General features: G+C 49.4%; 20 protein-coding genes and 1 pseudogene. 8 read left to right on the forward strand and 13 right to left on the reverse strand.

Features of this window, described 5'->3' with window-relative positions; genetic code table 11:
* The first annotated feature begins 45 nt into the window (after positions 1-45).
* Entirely contained in the window at positions 46-1,392 is a 1,347-nt protein-coding gene (gene accC, locus SIB64_RS16355; protein ID WP_413441237.1) for an acetyl-CoA carboxylase biotin carboxylase subunit, read from the forward strand.
* A 1-nt stretch (position 1,393) separates the two neighbouring features.
* On the opposite strand, the gene SIB64_RS16360 is transcribed toward accC, so the two are convergent.
* Positions 1,394-1,723 (reverse strand): YggT family protein, encoded by a 330-nt coding sequence (locus SIB64_RS16360; RefSeq protein ID WP_413441238.1) that lies wholly within the window; start codon positions 1,721-1,723, stop codon positions 1,394-1,396.
* Between the two features lie 79 nt (positions 1,724-1,802).
* Between SIB64_RS16360 and psbX the strand changes: the two genes are divergently transcribed.
* Together psbX and SIB64_RS16370 are read left to right on the forward strand one after the other, a co-directional pair.
* Positions 1,803-1,925 carry a photosystem II reaction center protein PsbX gene (gene psbX, locus SIB64_RS16365; RefSeq protein ID WP_413441239.1) on the forward strand — a complete coding sequence of 41 codons (123 nt, stop codon included), beginning with the start codon at positions 1,803-1,805 and terminating at the stop codon, positions 1,923-1,925.
* A 67-nt stretch (positions 1,926-1,992) separates the two neighbouring features.
* Entirely contained in the window at positions 1,993-2,985 is a 993-nt protein-coding gene (locus SIB64_RS16370; protein ID WP_413441240.1) for a Ycf66 family protein, read from the forward strand.
* 6 nt (positions 2,986-2,991) lie between these two features.
* On the opposite strand, the gene SIB64_RS16375 is transcribed toward SIB64_RS16370, so the two are convergent.
* Complete coding sequence (locus SIB64_RS16375; RefSeq protein WP_413441241.1) at positions 2,992-3,156, reverse strand: hypothetical protein; 165 nt, start codon at positions 3,154-3,156, stop codon at positions 2,992-2,994.
* On the opposite strand from SIB64_RS16375, the gene SIB64_RS16380 reads away from it, so the two are divergent.
* Both SIB64_RS16380 and SIB64_RS16385 read left to right on the forward strand, forming a co-directional pair.
* Positions 3,102-3,521, forward strand: coding sequence for a TolB family protein (locus SIB64_RS16380; protein ID WP_413443079.1), 420 nt, complete (start codon positions 3,102-3,104; stop codon positions 3,519-3,521). The two genes, SIB64_RS16375 and SIB64_RS16380, sit on opposite strands and share 55 nt — an antisense overlap.
* Positions 3,518-3,997, forward strand: coding sequence for a hypothetical protein (locus SIB64_RS16385; protein WP_413441242.1), 480 nt, complete (start codon positions 3,518-3,520; stop codon positions 3,995-3,997). The genes SIB64_RS16380 and SIB64_RS16385 overlap by 4 nt, the downstream gene beginning before the upstream one ends.
* On the opposite strand, the gene SIB64_RS16390 is transcribed toward SIB64_RS16385, so the two are convergent.
* From SIB64_RS16390 to SIB64_RS16400, 3 genes are read right to left on the reverse strand one after another with little or no spacing between them, the layout of a single operon-like run.
* Complete coding sequence (locus SIB64_RS16390; RefSeq protein ID WP_413441243.1) at positions 3,998-4,198, reverse strand: chlorophyll a/b-binding protein; 201 nt, start codon at positions 4,196-4,198, stop codon at positions 3,998-4,000.
* A 9-nt stretch (positions 4,199-4,207) separates the two neighbouring features.
* The gene (locus SIB64_RS16395; RefSeq protein WP_413441244.1) at positions 4,208-6,193 is read right to left on the reverse strand and encodes an ABC transporter ATP-binding protein/permease; all 1,986 of its coding nucleotides are present in this window, start codon (positions 6,191-6,193) and stop codon (positions 4,208-4,210) included.
* A 24-nt stretch (positions 6,194-6,217) separates the two neighbouring features.
* Entirely contained in the window at positions 6,218-6,559 is a 342-nt protein-coding gene (locus SIB64_RS16400; protein ID WP_413441245.1) for a histidine triad nucleotide-binding protein, read from the reverse strand.
* Positions 6,560-6,616: 57 nt separating this feature from the next.
* Between SIB64_RS16400 and SIB64_RS16405 the strand changes: the two are divergent.
* The 3 genes and pseudogenes from SIB64_RS16405 to SIB64_RS16415 form a co-directional block, all read left to right on the forward strand.
* A pseudogene (locus SIB64_RS16405) lies at positions 6,617-7,525 on the forward strand (magnesium chelatase domain-containing protein); the annotation flags it as partial.
* Between the two features lie 715 nt (positions 7,526-8,240).
* On the forward strand, positions 8,241-8,591 hold the full coding sequence (locus tag SIB64_RS16410; RefSeq protein WP_413441246.1) for a hypothetical protein: 351 nt from the start codon (positions 8,241-8,243) through the stop codon (positions 8,589-8,591).
* A gap of 31 nt (positions 8,592-8,622) precedes the next feature.
* Positions 8,623-8,937 (forward strand): hypothetical protein, encoded by a 315-nt coding sequence (locus SIB64_RS16415; RefSeq protein ID WP_413441247.1) that lies wholly within the window; start codon positions 8,623-8,625, stop codon positions 8,935-8,937.
* A gap of 950 nt (positions 8,938-9,887) precedes the next feature.
* Here the strand turns inward: SIB64_RS16415 and SIB64_RS16420 are convergent.
* The 8 genes from SIB64_RS16420 to SIB64_RS16455 form a co-directional block, all read right to left on the reverse strand.
* Positions 9,888-10,220 (reverse strand): hypothetical protein, encoded by a 333-nt coding sequence (locus SIB64_RS16420; RefSeq protein WP_413441248.1) that lies wholly within the window; start codon positions 10,218-10,220, stop codon positions 9,888-9,890.
* Positions 10,207-10,578, reverse strand: a complete 372-nt coding sequence (locus tag SIB64_RS16425; protein ID WP_413441249.1) for a hypothetical protein — start codon at positions 10,576-10,578, stop codon at positions 10,207-10,209. The genes SIB64_RS16420 and SIB64_RS16425 overlap by 14 nt, the downstream gene beginning before the upstream one ends.
* Positions 10,579-10,585: 7 nt before the next feature.
* Positions 10,586-10,909 carry a hypothetical protein gene (locus SIB64_RS16430; protein WP_413441250.1) on the reverse strand — a complete coding sequence of 108 codons (324 nt, stop codon included), beginning with the start codon at positions 10,907-10,909 and terminating at the stop codon, positions 10,586-10,588.
* Positions 10,909-11,286: a hypothetical protein gene (locus SIB64_RS16435; protein ID WP_413441251.1), complete on the reverse strand. Its 378-nt coding sequence runs from the start codon at positions 11,284-11,286 to the stop codon at positions 10,909-10,911. Before SIB64_RS16435 ends, SIB64_RS16430 begins: the two co-directional genes overlap by 1 nt.
* Before the next feature lie 100 nt (positions 11,287-11,386).
* Complete coding sequence (locus SIB64_RS16440; protein WP_413441252.1) at positions 11,387-12,049, reverse strand: hypothetical protein; 663 nt, start codon at positions 12,047-12,049, stop codon at positions 11,387-11,389.
* 281 nt (positions 12,050-12,330) lie between these two features.
* On the reverse strand, positions 12,331-12,837 hold the full coding sequence (locus SIB64_RS16445) for a hypothetical protein (RefSeq protein WP_413441253.1): 507 nt from the start codon (positions 12,835-12,837) through the stop codon (positions 12,331-12,333).
* Between the two features lie 32 nt (positions 12,838-12,869).
* Complete coding sequence (locus tag SIB64_RS16450) at positions 12,870-13,175, reverse strand: hypothetical protein (RefSeq protein WP_413441254.1); 306 nt, start codon at positions 13,173-13,175, stop codon at positions 12,870-12,872.
* Between the two features lie 395 nt (positions 13,176-13,570).
* Positions 13,571-16,225, reverse strand: coding sequence for a DNA-directed RNA polymerase (locus SIB64_RS16455; protein WP_413441255.1), 2,655 nt, complete (start codon positions 16,223-16,225; stop codon positions 13,571-13,573).
* Positions 16,226-16,358 lie beyond the last annotated feature (133 nt).

A 16,358-nucleotide genomic window follows, 5' to 3' on the forward strand; every position in this document is an offset into this window, starting at 1 on the left:
CCGAGCGACGCTGATACGATCCGGCCTCAGGCCTAACTCTGCGGGATGACCATCGGCAAGGTGCTGATCGCCAACCGCGGCGAAATCGCCCTCAGAATTTTGCGCAGCTGCCGTGAACTGGGCATCGCCACGGTGGCGGTCTACAGCACAGTTGACCGCGACGCATTGCATGTTCAGCTTGCCGATGAAGCGGTCTGCGTCGGTGAAGCCCTGAGCAGCAAGAGTTATCTGAACATCCCAAATATCCTTGCTGCTGCTACCTCCAGGGGAGTGGATGCCATCCACCCTGGCTATGGCTTCCTTGCTGAAAATGATCGCTTCGCGGAAATCTGCCGCGATCATGGGATCACCTTTATCGGTCCCTCTCCCCACGCGATCCGCTCGATGGGGGATAAATCCACGGCAAAGGCAACCATGCAGAGTGTGGGTGTCCCCACCGTGCCTGGCAGCGAAGGCCTTCTGGCGAGTCCGAAGGAAGCAGCTGAACTCGCCGCCCAGATGGGCTACCCCGTCATGATCAAAGCCACCGCCGGGGGCGGTGGCCGGGGGATGCGTCTGGTACCAGGCCCAGATCAGTTGGTCAATCTTTTTAAAGCAGCACAGGGTGAAGCCGAAGCGGCCTTCGGCAATCCCGGGTTGTATATGGAGAAATTCATCGACCGGCCACGCCACGTCGAGGTCCAGGTCTTAGCCGATCAGCACGGCAATGTGGTGCATCTGGGAGAGCGGGACTGTTCGATTCAGCGCCGCCACCAGAAGTTGCTCGAAGAAGCTCCGAGTCCGGCTCTCGATCCCGACCTGCGTCGTCGCATGGGCGAAGCCGCCGTCGCCGCCGCACGAAGCATTAATTACGAGGGCGCTGGAACGGTTGAGTTCCTGCTCGATCGCAGCGGCGGGTTTTATTTCATGGAGATGAACACCAGGATTCAGGTGGAGCATCCGGTCACAGAAATGGTGACTGGCATCGATCTCATCGCCGAACAACTGCGGATTGCAGGCGGAGAAGCGATCAGCGTCCAACAGGACGACATTCAACTCAAAGGACATGCGATTGAGTGCCGCATCAACGCCGAAGATGCCTCCCACAACTTCCGGCCGGCCCCAGGGCGGATCACTGGCTGGCTGCCCCCTGGAGGACCTGGCGTTCGCGTCGACAGCCATGTCTACACGGGCTACGACATCCCACCTTTCTATGACTCCTTGATCGGAAAGCTGATCGTGTGGGGCAGAGATCGACAAAGTGCGATGACCCGCATGAAACGGGCTCTCAATGAATGCGCGGTGACCGGCATTCCCACCACCGTTGATTTCCATCTCGACTTACTGGAGCGAGAGGAATTCATTGCCGGGGATGTTCACACCAAGTTTGTTGAACAAGACATGCTCGGTTGACTCAGGCCATGGCTTGAGCATGCATCAGGATCTGTGAAAGAAGCCCTTGTTGTCCCACCAGCAATTCACGCACCAAGCTAATGAGGCCAACCCAGATCACTGGGGTGACATCAACACCTCCAATCGGTGCCACTAGCTTGCGACTCAGGGCCAGCACAGGTTCGGTGGGCCAGGCGATCAAGCGCCATCCACCAGCGTTGAGATCCACCTGTGGATACCAGGTCAATACGATCCTGAGCAGAAATGCAACCGTCCAGAACGCCAGGAACAAACCCAGAAGCAGGTGAACTGTGGGCAGGATCTGGAGCAGCAGTGGCGTCACAAAGCTCAACGCATCGAAGCTCTCATCGTAGGAAGAGGCTTTCGATCCTTAAGATCGACGCGGCTTCGACGCAGAGCACAACAGCGCCATGACCGCTTCCCTGTCCAATTTCCTGAACAGCCTCCTTTGGGGGTCCATCATCGTCGTGGTGCCAGTCACGATCGCCCTGATCCTTGTCAGCCAAACCGACAGGGTTGACCGCAAGCTCTGAAGCCTGAACACGATCCGAAGGACTCTCGCAACCCCTCGTAGACTGAAGATCACGACGAAGCGGATCTTTGGTTAACGCCAGTCTGAACTGGGCCAGCATCGTCGGAATCGTGCTGGCCGTAGGTGGAGCAATGCTCTACTTCATGCGGACGTTTAAACCGGCCCTGGCCAGGGATTACGACGTTTTTTTTGCGGCAATCGGTCTCCTCTGCGGCGGAATTCTGTTCTTCCAGGGGTGGCGCTTAGATCCAATTCTTCAATTCGGCCAGTTCCTTCTGGCCGGAACAACAGTCTTTTTCGCTTACGAGAGCGTTCGCCTTCGCGGTGTAGCCACGGAGCAGGCGCGCCGTTCAGCCTATTTCGACGATGAACCGGCCCCGCCCCGTGGCCCCGGTGCTGGCGGTCGCGGTGACTGGGACGATTCTTACGAAAGGTTTGATGAACCTCAACCACTGCGACGGCGCTTTTCAGCGCGCGACAGCGAGGCAGAATTCGATTCAGAGCCACAGGAAGATTTCTACCGGCCCCGGCGCAACAGCAGGGCTGCCATTCCTGAACAGGCCGCCAGCCGTCGACCCCGCAGTCGCGATGACAACCCAGACGAGTGGGGCCAGGACGACGAGCGATCCCGGCGAATGGCGCGCTTCCGGGCAGGGGAAGATCGCCCTGAGCGTCGGGCTGATTTCGGCGACCGTCGCAGCCAACGGGACGATCAACGCCGGGGAAGCCGTCCATCAGGACGCGTCAGCAACGACTCGACAGCCAACGATTCGACAGCCAAGGAACCAGCCAAAGGTGTTCCCGTGCGACCAGACGCGGAAGAAGCAAGTTACGCACCATCCAGACGCGGCGATCCAGATGCAACCAGCAGCCGCTCCAACCGCCCGGCTGCGGCAGCATCCAGCAGGCGGGGCAGCTCTGACAGCACCCCCCGGCAGAACTCCGGTCGCAGCCGCGCTGAAGCCAGCGAGCCGACGGGCAATGCCAGAGCTTCCGGTGGAGGGCGCCCCGCACCACGCAGCTCTCGACCACGCGACAACAGTTCCCGTTTCGACGACTGAACCGACTCACTCAATCAGTTCTATCGGCATGCATCGGCCTGAGTCTGGTTGCCTGTGGCAGCCGGCAACGGCCTGTTGAAGGAGGACAGCTCGGTCGCAGCCAGCAGGAACCAGCTCTGAGTGGGGATGGCCGTCTTCTCGCCGTTGTAACCGAGCGACGTGGTCGTCCAACCCTCCAGTTGAGAAGGGTTCAGGGAGGCCGCATCCTCGACCTACCGCAGCTGAATCAGCACCAACCTCACAGCTCACCCGCATTGAGCTGGAATGGCCGCTACTTGGCGGCCATCACCCAACGGGGTCAACGGCGACTCGCCGTCATCCTCGACAGGCTCACAGGCCGGCTTCATCCCCTGCCACTACCAGGGGGACGCGATCCATTGCGACTGAGTCTCTCCCCGGATGCCCGTCAGATCGCGCTTCAGGTGACTGATCAGGGGCAGTGGCGGGTTGAGGTGCTTGATCTGAGCTCAATGCTGGAACCGGATCGACCAGCAGGTGTCCGCAGCACCACGCGCGCGCCGGAGACCCAACCGTGAACCCGTTAAGCATCGTTCTAATCGTGTTGCTGCTGGTGGGCTGCAGCAGTGGAACGCGCCCCCAACCAGACAATGCCTTGAATCGACAGCTGCGCCTGTCGGTGGACAGCAGGCGAGATCCTGCTCTAGGGCAGCGATGGCTGGCCAGTCTCAGTCGCCGCAGCGGTCGTGAGCGGGTCGAACTGATTGATCTGCGCAACAACAAACCTGTGCCCCTGCCTGGGCTCAACCGAGCCGACACCCAGCCCATAGATGTCAGCGTCAACGCTGATGGGACGCGCCTGGCCGTCGTGCAGCAACGACAGGGACGCACGGAACTCGTGCTGTTCCAGCGCTCGTTGGGACTTGTCCAACGGGTTCCGCTCGATCCACCAGGGGTGCCCAGATCGGTGAGTCTTGATGGGCCCGGTAAGCAGCTTGCGGTGCAGGTGAGCAGGGATGGGAGATGGCAGGTGGACCTGATCCGCTGGCCCTAATCAGGGAACCAAACCAGCCCAGTGAAGAAAGCTGTCACGACTGATCAATTCGATCAACAGGACAGCGGCAAAGCCAAGCATCGCGAAGCGACCGTTCACCCGCTCGGCGTAGGCGCTCCAGCCGAAAGCAGGCAGATCCGTTGTCGTTGCAGAGGGCTTGAGTTCGGTTGAGGGATCCGAAGAGGAGCTGCTGCTAGTCATCCGACGGGATCAGGAACGACCGAATTCATAGCTGGCGGCGGGGAGCAATTGCCATGAGTCACCACAATTGAGTTCAAGCACGGTGTTATGGAAGGCCTTCAGGGTGGGGCGATGTCCAACGCTGATGACGGCTAACTCGCGCTGAGCAAGCAAACCGTAAAGGTGATCTTCGGTTTCGACGTCGAGCGCACTGGTGGCCTCGTCCAGCACAACGAACCGCGGTGCATTGAGCAGGAGACGACCGAAGGCCAGACGCTGTTGTTCCCCAAGGGACAGGATGCGGGGCCAGTCCTGCTTCACATCAAGGTCGGGATAACGGCTGGCAAGGGTGCTGAGTTTCACGGCTTCCAGCACATGCCGCAGTTGATCGTCGCTAAAGCGACTTTCATCGGTTGGGTAACAGAGCTGCTCTCGAAGAGAGCCCAGAATCATGTAGGGCTTCTGCGGGATGAAGAGGAGTTCACCGGTCTGAGGGCGTTCGACCATGCCGTTGCTGGGCGGCCAGAGCCCGCTGATCAGACGCAGCAAGGATGTCTTGCCACAACCGGATGGCCCAACAACAAGAAGCTTGTCGTTCCCATCCACGCTCAGGCAAAGATCGCGAACGATGGGTTGGTCCGCACCAGGCGGCATCAGATCAGCATGGTTCAAAACGATTGACGGACGCCCTACAGCGATTGAAGAGGTATTGGGCGCGGCCTGGCTGACCTGAATGATCTTGGACTGAAATCCCTCAAGCCGACTAATCCCTGCCGTGAACTTGGCAAGCTCGTCAATGCGGTTAACAACAAACAAAAGTGAACTTTCAACCATATTGAATGCAAAACTCGCCTGTATAAATCGCCCATAGTCAATTTCGCCAGCAAAATACGGTCCCGCCATGAGTATATATGGGAAGAAAACACCAGCATAATTTGTTGATTTCTGCATGGTGTTGATAATCACTTTCCAGATGATCAACAAATTAAAGTTTTTAACGACTGCACCAAGCCTACGCACTGTTTCCTGCTGCTCAGGCTCTTCACCAGCGTAAAAAGCAATGGATTCAGCATTGTCGCGGACATGAACAAGCCCATACCTGAAATCAGCTTCATATCGCAGCTGATCAAAATTGATTTTCACTAATTTTCGCCCTGCAAAAACAAGCAAACCCGTCGAAAACGAAGCGAACACAAACAGGGCGAGAGTGAGCTCAGTGCTAATCGTCCACAGGATTAAAATATTGAGGCTAAACGTTAAGAAGGCATCAAAGATACCAAGAGTGAACTGTAGGCTCTCTTCAGTAAAAGCCTTGGTATCATCGGTAATTCTCTGATCAGGATTATCAACATCCGTTTGCTGCTCATCATTCGGATTGAGAACATAATAAGCCCTATTGCTCATGAAATCAGCAATCAAACTACGTGACAACCAATCACGCCAGATGATCCCAAGCTTCTGCGTGAAAAAGAACTGCATTGACCTAATCGGCAATGCAAACACAAAACAACAGGCATAAATAATCAGAATCCGATAAAACCCTTCCTGCTGTTTTTGCACAAGCGCATTGGTCAGATCCCGCGCGATGAAACCGATTCCTGCATTGATTCCGTTGACAGCCAGCAACATCAATACAATGGCTCCCAACAGAAGCCAGTGGAGCCAACGTCGGCCTCTCAACTGCTGGCGCATTGCAAAAAAAGCAGCAACACCAAGCAGGAACAACGTCGAGAAAGCGACCCCCCACCAACTGGTCCAGATGGTGCTGATCGTGCCGGCGACACCTCCGAAATACTTTTCCGTGAGTTCTGGAATCAGCAATTGCAGGGCACTGACCAGGCCGGTCAACACCACCAGCACCAGTCCACCAACGCAGAACAGCAGAGAGATCAACAGCCCGATGAACTGCCAACCCTCCGCCTGCTCAAGCGGCAGAAAAAAAGGTTGCGCCAGATGCCTGAGCTTCTTCAACTGCGCACGGAAACCTTTGCGCTGCGTCGACGGGATGCTTGTCATCCCCACATTCTGGCCAGCCTGGCTTCAACCCGGTGGCCAGGCGAGCGGACGGCCACCAATCACATGAACATGCAGATGAAAGACGGTTTGACCCGCACCTGCCCCGCTATTGATTACCGTTCGCCAATCCTCAAGGCCTTCCTGTTTCGCCACCTTGGCCGCCACCAGCAAAAGATGGCCAAGCAGTGCAGCGTGCTGATCTTCAGCCGACCGGAGGCTTTCGATCGGCTCGCGCGGAATCACAAGAACATGAACCGGGGCCTGGGGCGCAACATCACGAAAGGCCAGGCACTGCGAATCGCTATAAACCTCGTCACAGGGAATCTCGCCACGCAGGATGCGGGCAAAGATCGTCTCTTCCGCCATGGGCCTCGGGGTGTGACAGGTGGGGAATGAGCAGACATCCCCCGTAAAACTCCCACGATGCTGGCACGTTGTCGCAGTGCGTCCCTGCAGGGCCTCCTGGCCAGACCTGTCACCGTGGAGGTGGATCTAACTCCAGGCTTGCCTGGGGTGCAGCTGGTAGGTCTGCCGGATAAAGCGATCCAGGAATCGCGGGAGCGGGTGCGTTCCGCCCTGCGCAACAGCGGCTTTCGAGGCCCGCTCATCCGTGTTGTCATCAATCTGGCGCCTGCCGATCAGCGCAAGGAAGGACCAGCGTTTGACCTGCCGATCGCCCTGGCCATTCTTGTGGCCAGCGGCCAGTTGGATGCACCCCATCTCGACGGTTTGCTCTGCGCCGGTGAGCTGGGTTTGGACGGGAGCCTGCGTCCATGCCGAGGGGTCATCGCCTTCGCTGAGCTGGCAGCTGAGCAGGGCGCCAGGGAACTGGTGATCCCGCCCGCCAATGTCGAGGAAGCTTGCTTGATCCCCGCGCTCAACGTGCGAACAGCCAAAACCCTGCGGGAGCTTGTCAGCGCACTGAAGGAACGTCGCCCATGCCTCCGACTCTGCCGAGCGACCCAGCCCTCTGAGAACAGGCCGTTGGATCGTGAGCCGGATCCGATCGGAGGAGGGCCAGGGGGTCGGGCCCTTGCCCTGGCAGCTGCTGGGGGACATCACCTGTTGCTGGTGGGTCCGCCCGGCTGCGGCAAAACACGGCTTGCGCATCAATTGCCCCAACTCCTGCCGTCCCTGCGCCGCGATGAAGCGCTGACCGTCACACGCATTCAATCCGTGGCAGGGCTTCTGGATCAACCAGGAGAATTGCAGCGACGGCGGCCGTTTCGGGCACCGCATCACCGCTGCACAGCCGCCGCACTTCTCGGTGGAGGCCTCCATCCAAGACCAGGCGAACTCAGCCTGGCCCACACCGGTGTGCTGTTCCTCGATGTAACATCACATACTCTGTAATAAACTCCAAAACCCAGTCATAGTCATAACGACGGGCGTCTGTAGTCAGTTGGTATTTGGTGTGAATGTAAATAGGGCGACCGAACTCACAGCAGGCGGGCAGGCAGGCAGAGCGACAGGAGCGAATGCGAGTGGAGCGGGTCAACTGTTCTCTCTTCAGCAACCAACTTCAAATCGCAACTGATAAGTGTGAAAAATGGAGGCATGGACACTACAGGTAGTGGCACAAAACAGGCGGCACACTATTGATAGTGCTTTTCATTAATAGTATTAATACTTAACAACATACGCAGATGCCGGCTCATAGTTATTGAGTAACTAGCACCACTCAGTTGCAGCAGGTGCTCTCCTGTGCAGTGTGTATGTGTGCAATCAGTCAGTGTGTATGTCTCCCGCTCGCCAGCTATCGCTGTCTCGCTCATCCAGCTTCAGGCTAGCCACCATTGCCCACTGTGTGCCTCTGTATGGCACGGAACCGCAATGGATGATGATGCACACACATCACCCCTTCGCTTGCTACAGACGCACAGAATGGCCTCTCCTGGCTGTTATTTATTTGCACAGGACAGGCAGCATTAAATATTATTTACCCGTGGTGGGCGCCTCTGCTGTGTGCAAATAGACCACCCCCCCTGGGGGTCAGCTTGTCCCTGCCACATACGATAATAGGCTTAGCAAATTTATTTCATTTTTTATGAGGTCACTACTCAGAACTATTCCATTAATTGGTGCACTCCTTCTTTCAACAGCACCAGTTCAGGCTATTGAGACATTGGAAGAGTTAGACAAAGCTTGTGCAGCTTCAGAAGAAGCATTTAAATTATGTACTGGACCGGCCTACCATTTTTCTGCGATTGCAGGCTTTTCATTACTTTGCAAATTAAGAGAAGAAGGTGTAATAACTCCAGAGGAGTTTGCAGCTGAATACAATGAAGTACTGGCTGGGCCTAATCAAGATAATAAATTTCTAAAGGTCATGTGGAATTCTGGGATAAAAATTGTATTAGAAGACTATCCAAATTGCCCAATTAAACCTGTCCCCTAGTTGTCATCATCAATTCTTTCAGGCTAATCCTATGAAACTCCTTCCAATTATCGGCTCACTTCTCATTTCAGCAACACCAGTTCAGGCTATTGAAACATATGAGGAGTTAGTTAAAACTTGCCGAGCCACAGTAGAAATCGCAAATATTTGTGCAGGAGTTGGCGATTTTGGTGGTGCTGCAGCGATGGTGAGTTTACTTTGTGACTTAGAAGAAAAAGGTAGGATTTCAACAGAGAATTTAGTTTTGACTTGGGATGAATGGAAAGGCGCGAGTGAGAGCCCAATGTGGAAAACATCAGCAGAGATAATAATAAAAAAGTTCCCAGAATGTTCAATTAAACCTTAGTTGTAAGTTCCAATATAAGAGGATTTATAGGTGGTAAAAAAGGTTATTTATTGCTTATCACCCAATCAGCCATAGCAGTCCCTTACGCAGCTTCTAGGGTCGAAAAAGTGCCATTCTCGGCTATGTTTCTATCCTTTGAAACACGTAAGAGATACTCAGGTGTTGTTAGTCATGGGTGAAACCTTTGGATACATCTAATATCGCTGATGCTTCCAAGAGAGTCATCATCCCAAAGAGTGAACGGGAGAGAGTGTTCTAATCCTTAATAGTAAAAAGAGATACCATATTATTGTTGCCTGTGATTGGAAGCGGAACTACCATTACAGTAGAACATACAAATCAATGCCCGAAACTGAAGGCAATGAACTCTCAGTGGATGAACTCAAGGATGTGAGTGGTGGGGGAATGGGTTTAGACAGACTCGGTAGTAACAAAATCAAGGGAGACGGAGGACTTGGGGGGCTAGGTTGTAATGCTGGAGAAAGGGGTGGAAGACTTAAAAAGGGTCAGATGAAGGACGGGATAGCAGATCGGTATGCATGCAACGACAACTTGCCTGGATAAAGAGAACGCAAAGGAGTGAGGGCATTAAAAACCCCCAGTCAACGCTGTGGGTGTGGAAAGTAAATTGTAAGGTTAATCAAACACCACACCAGTAGCGTAGGGTCATTAGTTTTCTAAAAAATCAAGTAGTGCAAGCGTCTCCGTGAGAGGGTCGTTATATTGGTAGAAATAGACGATGCCCACATAAGCAAGGGCTTGATAAAAGAATAGAGGCAATATTTTAAAAGATAAAAATAGGAAGAACAGGAATTGCACCTGTTTTTTATTAGATTGTTCCACCCTACAATTCAATAAAAGTCACTAGACCTTCCATTGGTTCAAACAGGACAACACCGTAGTGCGCCTGTTTGGTATCAATTATTTATATGTCGCTGAAAAAACGACAATCAAAGGACTTCAAGGGCATCGTCATTGCCTTGAAGATACATCTGAGCAGCGTGCATATCCATTGGTGTCAACTGTTCATTTTCACCAACAGACGCCAAGTAATTTTTAGCATCTGCAGCACTGTCTACAGCCACACCCTGTGCCTTATTGGATGCCCGCAATGGTGGCATATATGAGGGCATAGGTTCCATAGGACGGGCAGGCGGACGTTGTCTAGTCTTTTCAGCATTTGCATCACCTTTTTCTACTTTCAATCTGTTAGACAAAGGTTTAAACTGGCGATATTCATAGCCATAAGGATTGTTTGACAATTTAGTTTCACTCTCCAGCATTATCAAAAATGTAGCCTGTGTAGTTCTCACAAGCTGCCATCAACTCTGCTCGTGTGATAATCGTTACACCTAAAACATTCTGTAGTTTGAGGATAAGGGTTATCGAAATAGTATCACGACTGTTTACCAAATCTGTAAAGACTAAGGACGACATCCCTAGCTCATTCGTCAAGACGTTGTTACCGCCGAATGATGTTTCTACTTGAAGTCCGCCACGACCAGTAGCAGTTGCAGGAACTGCAGCGTTTAACTTATTTTGATAAGCAGCTTTGAGTTCACGGCGTTGGTCTGGAGTAAGGCGGATACGTGCAGAGACAAGGATAGGTAGTGGATGGTTAATAAATTCAGAATTACTCATTGTTCAGTTACAGTTTTGGTGTGTTCTTTGGTTTGGGAGGTTTAACGGTTTTAGGCCTGTTAGCCAGACCACGTTTGCGAAGGTCTTCATTCATCGCCTTTTCCATATCGCCAGATACTTCAACAGGCGCCGGTTCAGGCTCAGCAGTTTGCGTCTGTGGTGCTTCAGTGCCAGGCAGAGGCTCTAAGACAAATCTGCGTCTTGGTTCACGTTGTTGATTTTTACCGTATTCTTTCTCTCGATAATCAGTAGCCTCAAGGTCAACCCATTCGTCTCCTACACGGGTCTCAACGCGGATGATGGGTTTGCCATCGATAGGATGAATAGGCATCAGCTAGACCTCCTAGCAAGACCCGTAGGTCCGCTGATTTTCCTAGCTGTTGTCTTATTGCCAGATAGGTTTGACGGTCCAGAAATCAAAGCTTGACCTACATTTGCATCTAGGAATAACTCCTGAATTTTAGAATGAAGGAACTCTTTGACACTTTGATTTCTTACAGCAGCCATACGTGTCAGCTGGCTATGTTCAGCAGGTGACAACGTTAACGTCACCTTCGAAGGTTTAGCTTGGCTGATAGCTCTCTCAACAGCCTCAGTTTCATCATCCTTGGATGGTTTCAATACGTCTGCATCCAAAAGCTCTTTTACCGTAGCTGGGTCATTGAGGTCAAGTTCGGGTGTCTGTTCACCAGTGTGATTAATTTTCATTTTTAGTCAGTTTTGGTTGGTTTGTATTTAGCTTTAAGCTTTTTTTGTTGCTTCAGAAAGTCTGTAAATTTACTAGAAAACTCCTTCAGGTTGTCAGTCATTAAGTAGACAGTTGCCTGTAGATTTTAATAACCTCATCCAGTGGGTAGTTTTCCAGCACAGACGAAATAGCTTCTTCAGCAGACATCTCACTGTTGTGAAATGAGGCAGTAGCAGCACAAACAGCAGAATAGACAGGGTTACTCTCCTGGCTATCTTCAGCAGCTTGTAGCCATTGATAGGCCTTCTCCATTCCTGCTGGTTCTTCCTGCAGCATTGGGTCTAGTGCCTCATCAATTTCAGCTTGTGTAACATCCTCAGCGACTGTTGTTTCTTCTTGAACAGGCGCAACTTCTGGATTAGCTTCTCTGAAATCTTGGTCTAACATCTCTAGAAACTTCCAACGCTCAGCATCGTCTTCACCGTTCATTGCATTGTTAAAGTCAATGACAAATTCAGGTGGGTAGTATTCCTTCCCAAATGCAAGCATCTGTTGGATGTTGGGATAAAGTTCGATTATGGAAGCGATATATTCATCGTCAGTGTCTCTTTGGTAATCAAGGTCTGACTGCTGTTCTTCTTGAGTAATCAAATACTGACGTTCACCAGTAATCTCATTCTCTTCGTAGACAGCATCACATCTGCCCCCATCTCTACCTGTAGACCAGGTTCCGCCTTCTGCGTCATAACTTCCATCAGAATTTACTGCTGGAGTAAAAGTCATTGCTCTGCTCATAGTTCAATCAAAATAAATAGTTGGTTTTAAATAATCAGGTTCATTCAGGAAAAAGCATTCTTCCGAATGTTAAAAAGGGGTTATGGGAAGTAGACAAGAACCCACAAGCAATGAAAACTTGTCTACTACACCACAAAATTCAAAGTCTCAAGCACATTAATACTGTTCCACCAGTAATTAATCAAGAGGCACTATCGCAAAGAAAGCAAAAAAGAAAAAATAGCTAAAAGCTGAGTTGAGTTTTACGACTTCCTCAAATGGTCGGTAACTCACCAATCAATACCAGAATGACTATCTGGATTTTCTGCCTCATCAATCTCAAAGCTAGTTCTAGTCTCTTGCTCGTAGACGTCAGCATAATCAATGTTGAAAACTACATTACCCGAACTCAAGTCACGGAAATGACCTGTGATGCTTACATCACGATTAGGCAAGTAATGAGGGTTTTCATCTTTGATGTTGAGTTCAGGCTTAAACAATTGGTTAGAGATAATAAAGCCATTCTTACTCTCATATTGAGCCGTAGCTATCTTACGAGAGTATTGACCTTTTCTCATCTCTACCATCATTAACGAACTTTCACCAGCTTCAAAGAATGTCTGGTTATCGTTCATTGTCAATGGCATTAAAATGCAGACATACTCGTCAAATCTATTTGGAGTGATGAGAAAATCTGCATCTAATATTTTAGCTTCAAACCTTACCTGTGTTTCAAAGGGTTTTAGTAAAGTTTCTTCTTGATAGTAGTGAGGTTCATTTTGATAGGTTGTCATCATAGTTCAGTATCAGTCAGTTTTTATTTGTTGGTTCAAACGCAGATTACTGCGTCGTCTCCATAATGCTCTGCACATTTTGTAACAACATCAATCAAAGTGCGGCTGTTGTTTTGCTCTTTGATACCAATGATGCGGTTAACCTGCAATGGTTTTGGCACTGCACTGTTGTAACCAGAATTGATGCTACAAATACGCTTACTAGGGTTGTTGGCTTGGCCAATCACATAGCGACCATCAAACAGCTGGACAACAAAGATATAGTCAGCGGTGTATTTCTTGGTCTGTGTCTGCTCTTGTCGGGTGGTTTTAACTTGATGCACAAAAGTAGAAGTTGACATTAAATAAAATGAAAGAATAGTTTGAGCATTTAGGGCGGACGAAGTTCGTCCACTGTGTTTCTAATACACCTGTATTATATAATAAGGTGTGGACAGAAACTTGTCTAGTTATTTTAAATACAGACGCTATACAGTAGTAATAGTGTTCATCAGGATTGAAGTGTTGCTTCGCAACCAGTCAATCAGTATGAACCAGATTACAGCTCCTTTGCGCCTGTATTCCTAGTTAGAACTCCTCGTCATTTACTCCGTAAATAACTCGTCGTATCACCACTAGATTGTTGTCTTTTTAAGAAGGTTTTGGGTCTTCTTTTCTTATCCTATATATTGACACCCCTAAGCCCTTGCAGCGCAATGGATTACAAGGGCGTTTTTTCTAAAAAAGGGCAAAACTTTTAGGAAAAGATGTAATTTGACCCCATTATCAGGTCTAAATCAAGGTCACCAATAATAGGCGGTGCTGTCTGTGGCTCAATGGGTAGGTCATTATCAAGCCTGAATGTATTCCATACAGAATGCTTACAAGCGTCTATGAGCCCTTGCTTGAGACGTTGAACCTGATAGTCCATAGTTTTACCTGGAGCCACCCCACAGGCGTCGTGGATACCTACAAACGGGTGTTCTACATCCCACAACGCTTCACACAATGCAGCCGCATCAGTTAGGTGTGTGATGTTTGCTGTGATTGCATTCAACAACTTGCGTGTGTCTGGTTCAGGTAAGTCAACATACATTGCCTCAACACGATAAATAGCTGAGCCATAGTGAATAGTTCTTACTTGTTTCATCTTTTGCTTTGGATACTTCAGGGTCATTACCGAACCATTGCAGCTTGTATATTTGACTTCCTTCTTACCAGAAGTGAAGATTTCACTAGTTCGTTTTCTGAACCATCCAACAACAGACGCGATAGATGACACGCTATCAAGAGCAGTCACCCATAGCTCACATAGCTTGTCCATTTCTTCGTCTGTAAAATCAAGATTAGCAGGCTTTAGTTTATCTCTATTGAATGCTTTTAGGTTACGCTTCTGCTCTTGTTCAGGTGATGCATAGGAAGCAGGGACATAGGTTGTCTTCATCATCTTCCGTAGAAGCTTTGACTGTTCCAACCTGTTGAGATGTCTAGTTCTAAAAGTGCCTACAGGTGCTATGCGTCTAATTTCTCTCCACACCTCCATATAAATGTCAGCAGGTGCGTCTGTATCAATCAGATTGGTCATCAATGCACCGTGTGTGTTCTGTCTCCAGGCATTGAAGATAGAGGTGCCAGAGCAAGATGCATCTACACAGACATAGGTTTGTGTGTAGTCCTGTGACCTGTCAACAAATACTTTGACGTATTCATTAGCCAGTGCAGCCAGACAAAAGGGGGCATCAATACCATCTTGCTGCAGAAACCTAACAGCACGGAAGAAATCACCACCGTCACACATACAACCAATGTTTAATATCTGTTCTCGATGGTTATCAAACCAAGCCACTCTCTCATCCCAAGCCTTTTTGTCATTACCTGCAGCGTTAGCAATGCCTATTTTCATCCAGAACTCTGTTCTATCATCAATAGGTGTCTTCTCAGCGAACCTGATTAAATAACGACCGGCGTCTGTAGATTGAAAAGAAATAAATGGAACACGACTGTAAATCCTACCTCTGACGTCATACTTCATTGGTATGTAAAAGTAGTCGTCATTCATAACTTTTTCGGCCTTATCAGTAATCTGGTGAGCTAGTAATGATTTTTTGGCTTTGGCTGCACCAATGTCTTTCATATCTCTTACCTCTTTGCAAGCTTTTTTATAGTCAGGGTGTCTCCTAACAGCTACATCTTGTTCTGGACCCTTACCCATATAAGACAAGCCAAGTAGTGAAGCAACAGAAGGAATATCTTCCATTTCATAGTAATGGAACTTGCCTAATGACGTCTCTGTTTCAGCAAGACGCAGCATCAGCTGATGGACAAATGGGTTGATTTGAAACTTGACCTGCGCCTGTCTGTTGACGAACTCCAGATGCTTGTCACTCAAATCAATAGAACCTTTGCGAGTATGTTCTTTTTCTTGAAGAGTATCACCTAACCAACCACCAAGCTTATCGTTAGTAATGAGGTTTGGAGTAACTAGCATCGGCAAGATATCGTGAGCATATTGAGCGATGAATTCTCTAATCCTTGTTTCTTCAATCTTACCTTTTGCAGTTAAAACTACTTCCTTAACCTTTCTAGGCTTTCTTGTCTTGTCATCCATCCTGACAGTATCAACAACAGTTAGGTAGTCACCACAACCTGCTAGGACTGAATGAAAAACAAGCGCACCTATGAAAGAACACTCTCTGTATGTCCAGCACTTCCTACTTTCCATTAGCTCAGCGCTGTCAAAGTCACCTTTACCACGGAGATATTCAGCAAAATCTTTCATCGCTTTTTCCATCCGATACTCCCAATACGCCGTAGATGCTTTCATTCCATCAGCGTTTGTTTTCTCTGCTTTTGAGTTAGCTTGACGAAACCAAGCTGGGAATGTTTTCTGAATAAAACGTAGGCACATCTGCTGATGTATAACCTTACCAATCTGGTGTTGTAGTTGGTTAAGAGTTTTCTTTTGTAAAAGCTTCTTATCACCGCCATTCCGTGACGGTTCAGTTGATGTGATTTGGTTTGGGTTGAGTGCTGTATCGAGGGTTAGTTGTAGACCAAGAAATGCAGCTTCTTCTACATCAAAGTAATCTGTTGTCTTACCATCAGGTGTCGCCTTAATGCATTTACGAAGTATGCAATTTACTTCACTGGCATTCTGTCCGACTATCTGTGATGCTCTTTTCTCAAGGCTAGTAATAACATCGCCTAGAAGAACCTTCTTCACATAGAAACCAAAGTCATTATTAGAAGCGTTACCAGTTCTTTCATTGTAATCATTGGCTTTCATAAACTTGTTGTAGCCTGCTTTTTGTGACTGACTTTCTCTGTGAAGTTGTTCGCCGTATTTTTCAGTATTATTCATATTTTTAGGGATAATAAAAAAGACCCAAACCACTAGGATTTGGGCAGACAAACGAGCTCCATTCGATGGAACAGCATCACGCCGGTTGCGCTTGTGTGTAGTTATTAATTGATATCGAAAATAGACTTGAAGATATGTCCCTGAAAGTTCTCACCACTGACAACTTCCATCTGGTCACCATTCC

Origin of the sequence: Synechococcus sp. MIT S1220, from assembly GCF_047303025.1 — a bacterium.
Lineage (GTDB): Bacteria > Cyanobacteriota > Cyanobacteriia > PCC-6307 > Cyanobiaceae > Parasynechococcus.

Excerpts from the sequence above, each read along its gene's own strand:
- accC (WP_413441237.1), top strand. The coding sequence starts at position 46 with ATGACCATCGGCAAGGTGCTGATCGCCAACCGCGGCGAAATCGCCCTC.
- psbX (WP_413441239.1), top strand. The coding sequence starts at position 1,803 with ATGACCGCTTCCCTGTCCAATTTCCTGAACAGCCTCCTTTGGGGGTCC.
- SIB64_RS16390 (WP_413441243.1), bottom strand. The coding sequence starts at position 4,198 with ATGACTAGCAGCAGCTCCTCTTCGGATCCCTCAACCGAACTCAAGCCC.
- SIB64_RS16395 (WP_413441244.1), bottom strand. The coding sequence starts at position 6,193 with ATGACAAGCATCCCGTCGACGCAGCGCAAAGGTTTCCGTGCGCAGTTG.
- SIB64_RS16400 (WP_413441245.1), bottom strand. The coding sequence starts at position 6,559 with ATGGCGGAAGAGACGATCTTTGCCCGCATCCTGCGTGGCGAGATTCCC.
- SIB64_RS16410 (WP_413441246.1), top strand. The coding sequence starts at position 8,241 with ATGAGGTCACTACTCAGAACTATTCCATTAATTGGTGCACTCCTTCTT.
- SIB64_RS16415 (WP_413441247.1), top strand. The coding sequence starts at position 8,623 with ATGAAACTCCTTCCAATTATCGGCTCACTTCTCATTTCAGCAACACCA.
- SIB64_RS16420 (WP_413441248.1), bottom strand. The coding sequence starts at position 10,220 with ATGCTGGAGAGTGAAACTAAATTGTCAAACAATCCTTATGGCTATGAA.
- SIB64_RS16425 (WP_413441249.1), bottom strand. The coding sequence starts at position 10,578 with ATGAGTAATTCTGAATTTATTAACCATCCACTACCTATCCTTGTCTCT.
- SIB64_RS16430 (WP_413441250.1), bottom strand. The coding sequence starts at position 10,909 with ATGCCTATTCATCCTATCGATGGCAAACCCATCATCCGCGTTGAGACC.
- SIB64_RS16435 (WP_413441251.1), bottom strand. The coding sequence starts at position 11,286 with ATGAAAATTAATCACACTGGTGAACAGACACCCGAACTTGACCTCAAT.
- SIB64_RS16440 (WP_413441252.1), bottom strand. The coding sequence starts at position 12,049 with ATGACTTTTACTCCAGCAGTAAATTCTGATGGAAGTTATGACGCAGAA.
- SIB64_RS16445 (WP_413441253.1), bottom strand. The coding sequence starts at position 12,837 with ATGATGACAACCTATCAAAATGAACCTCACTACTATCAAGAAGAAACT.
- SIB64_RS16450 (WP_413441254.1), bottom strand. The coding sequence starts at position 13,175 with ATGTCAACTTCTACTTTTGTGCATCAAGTTAAAACCACCCGACAAGAG.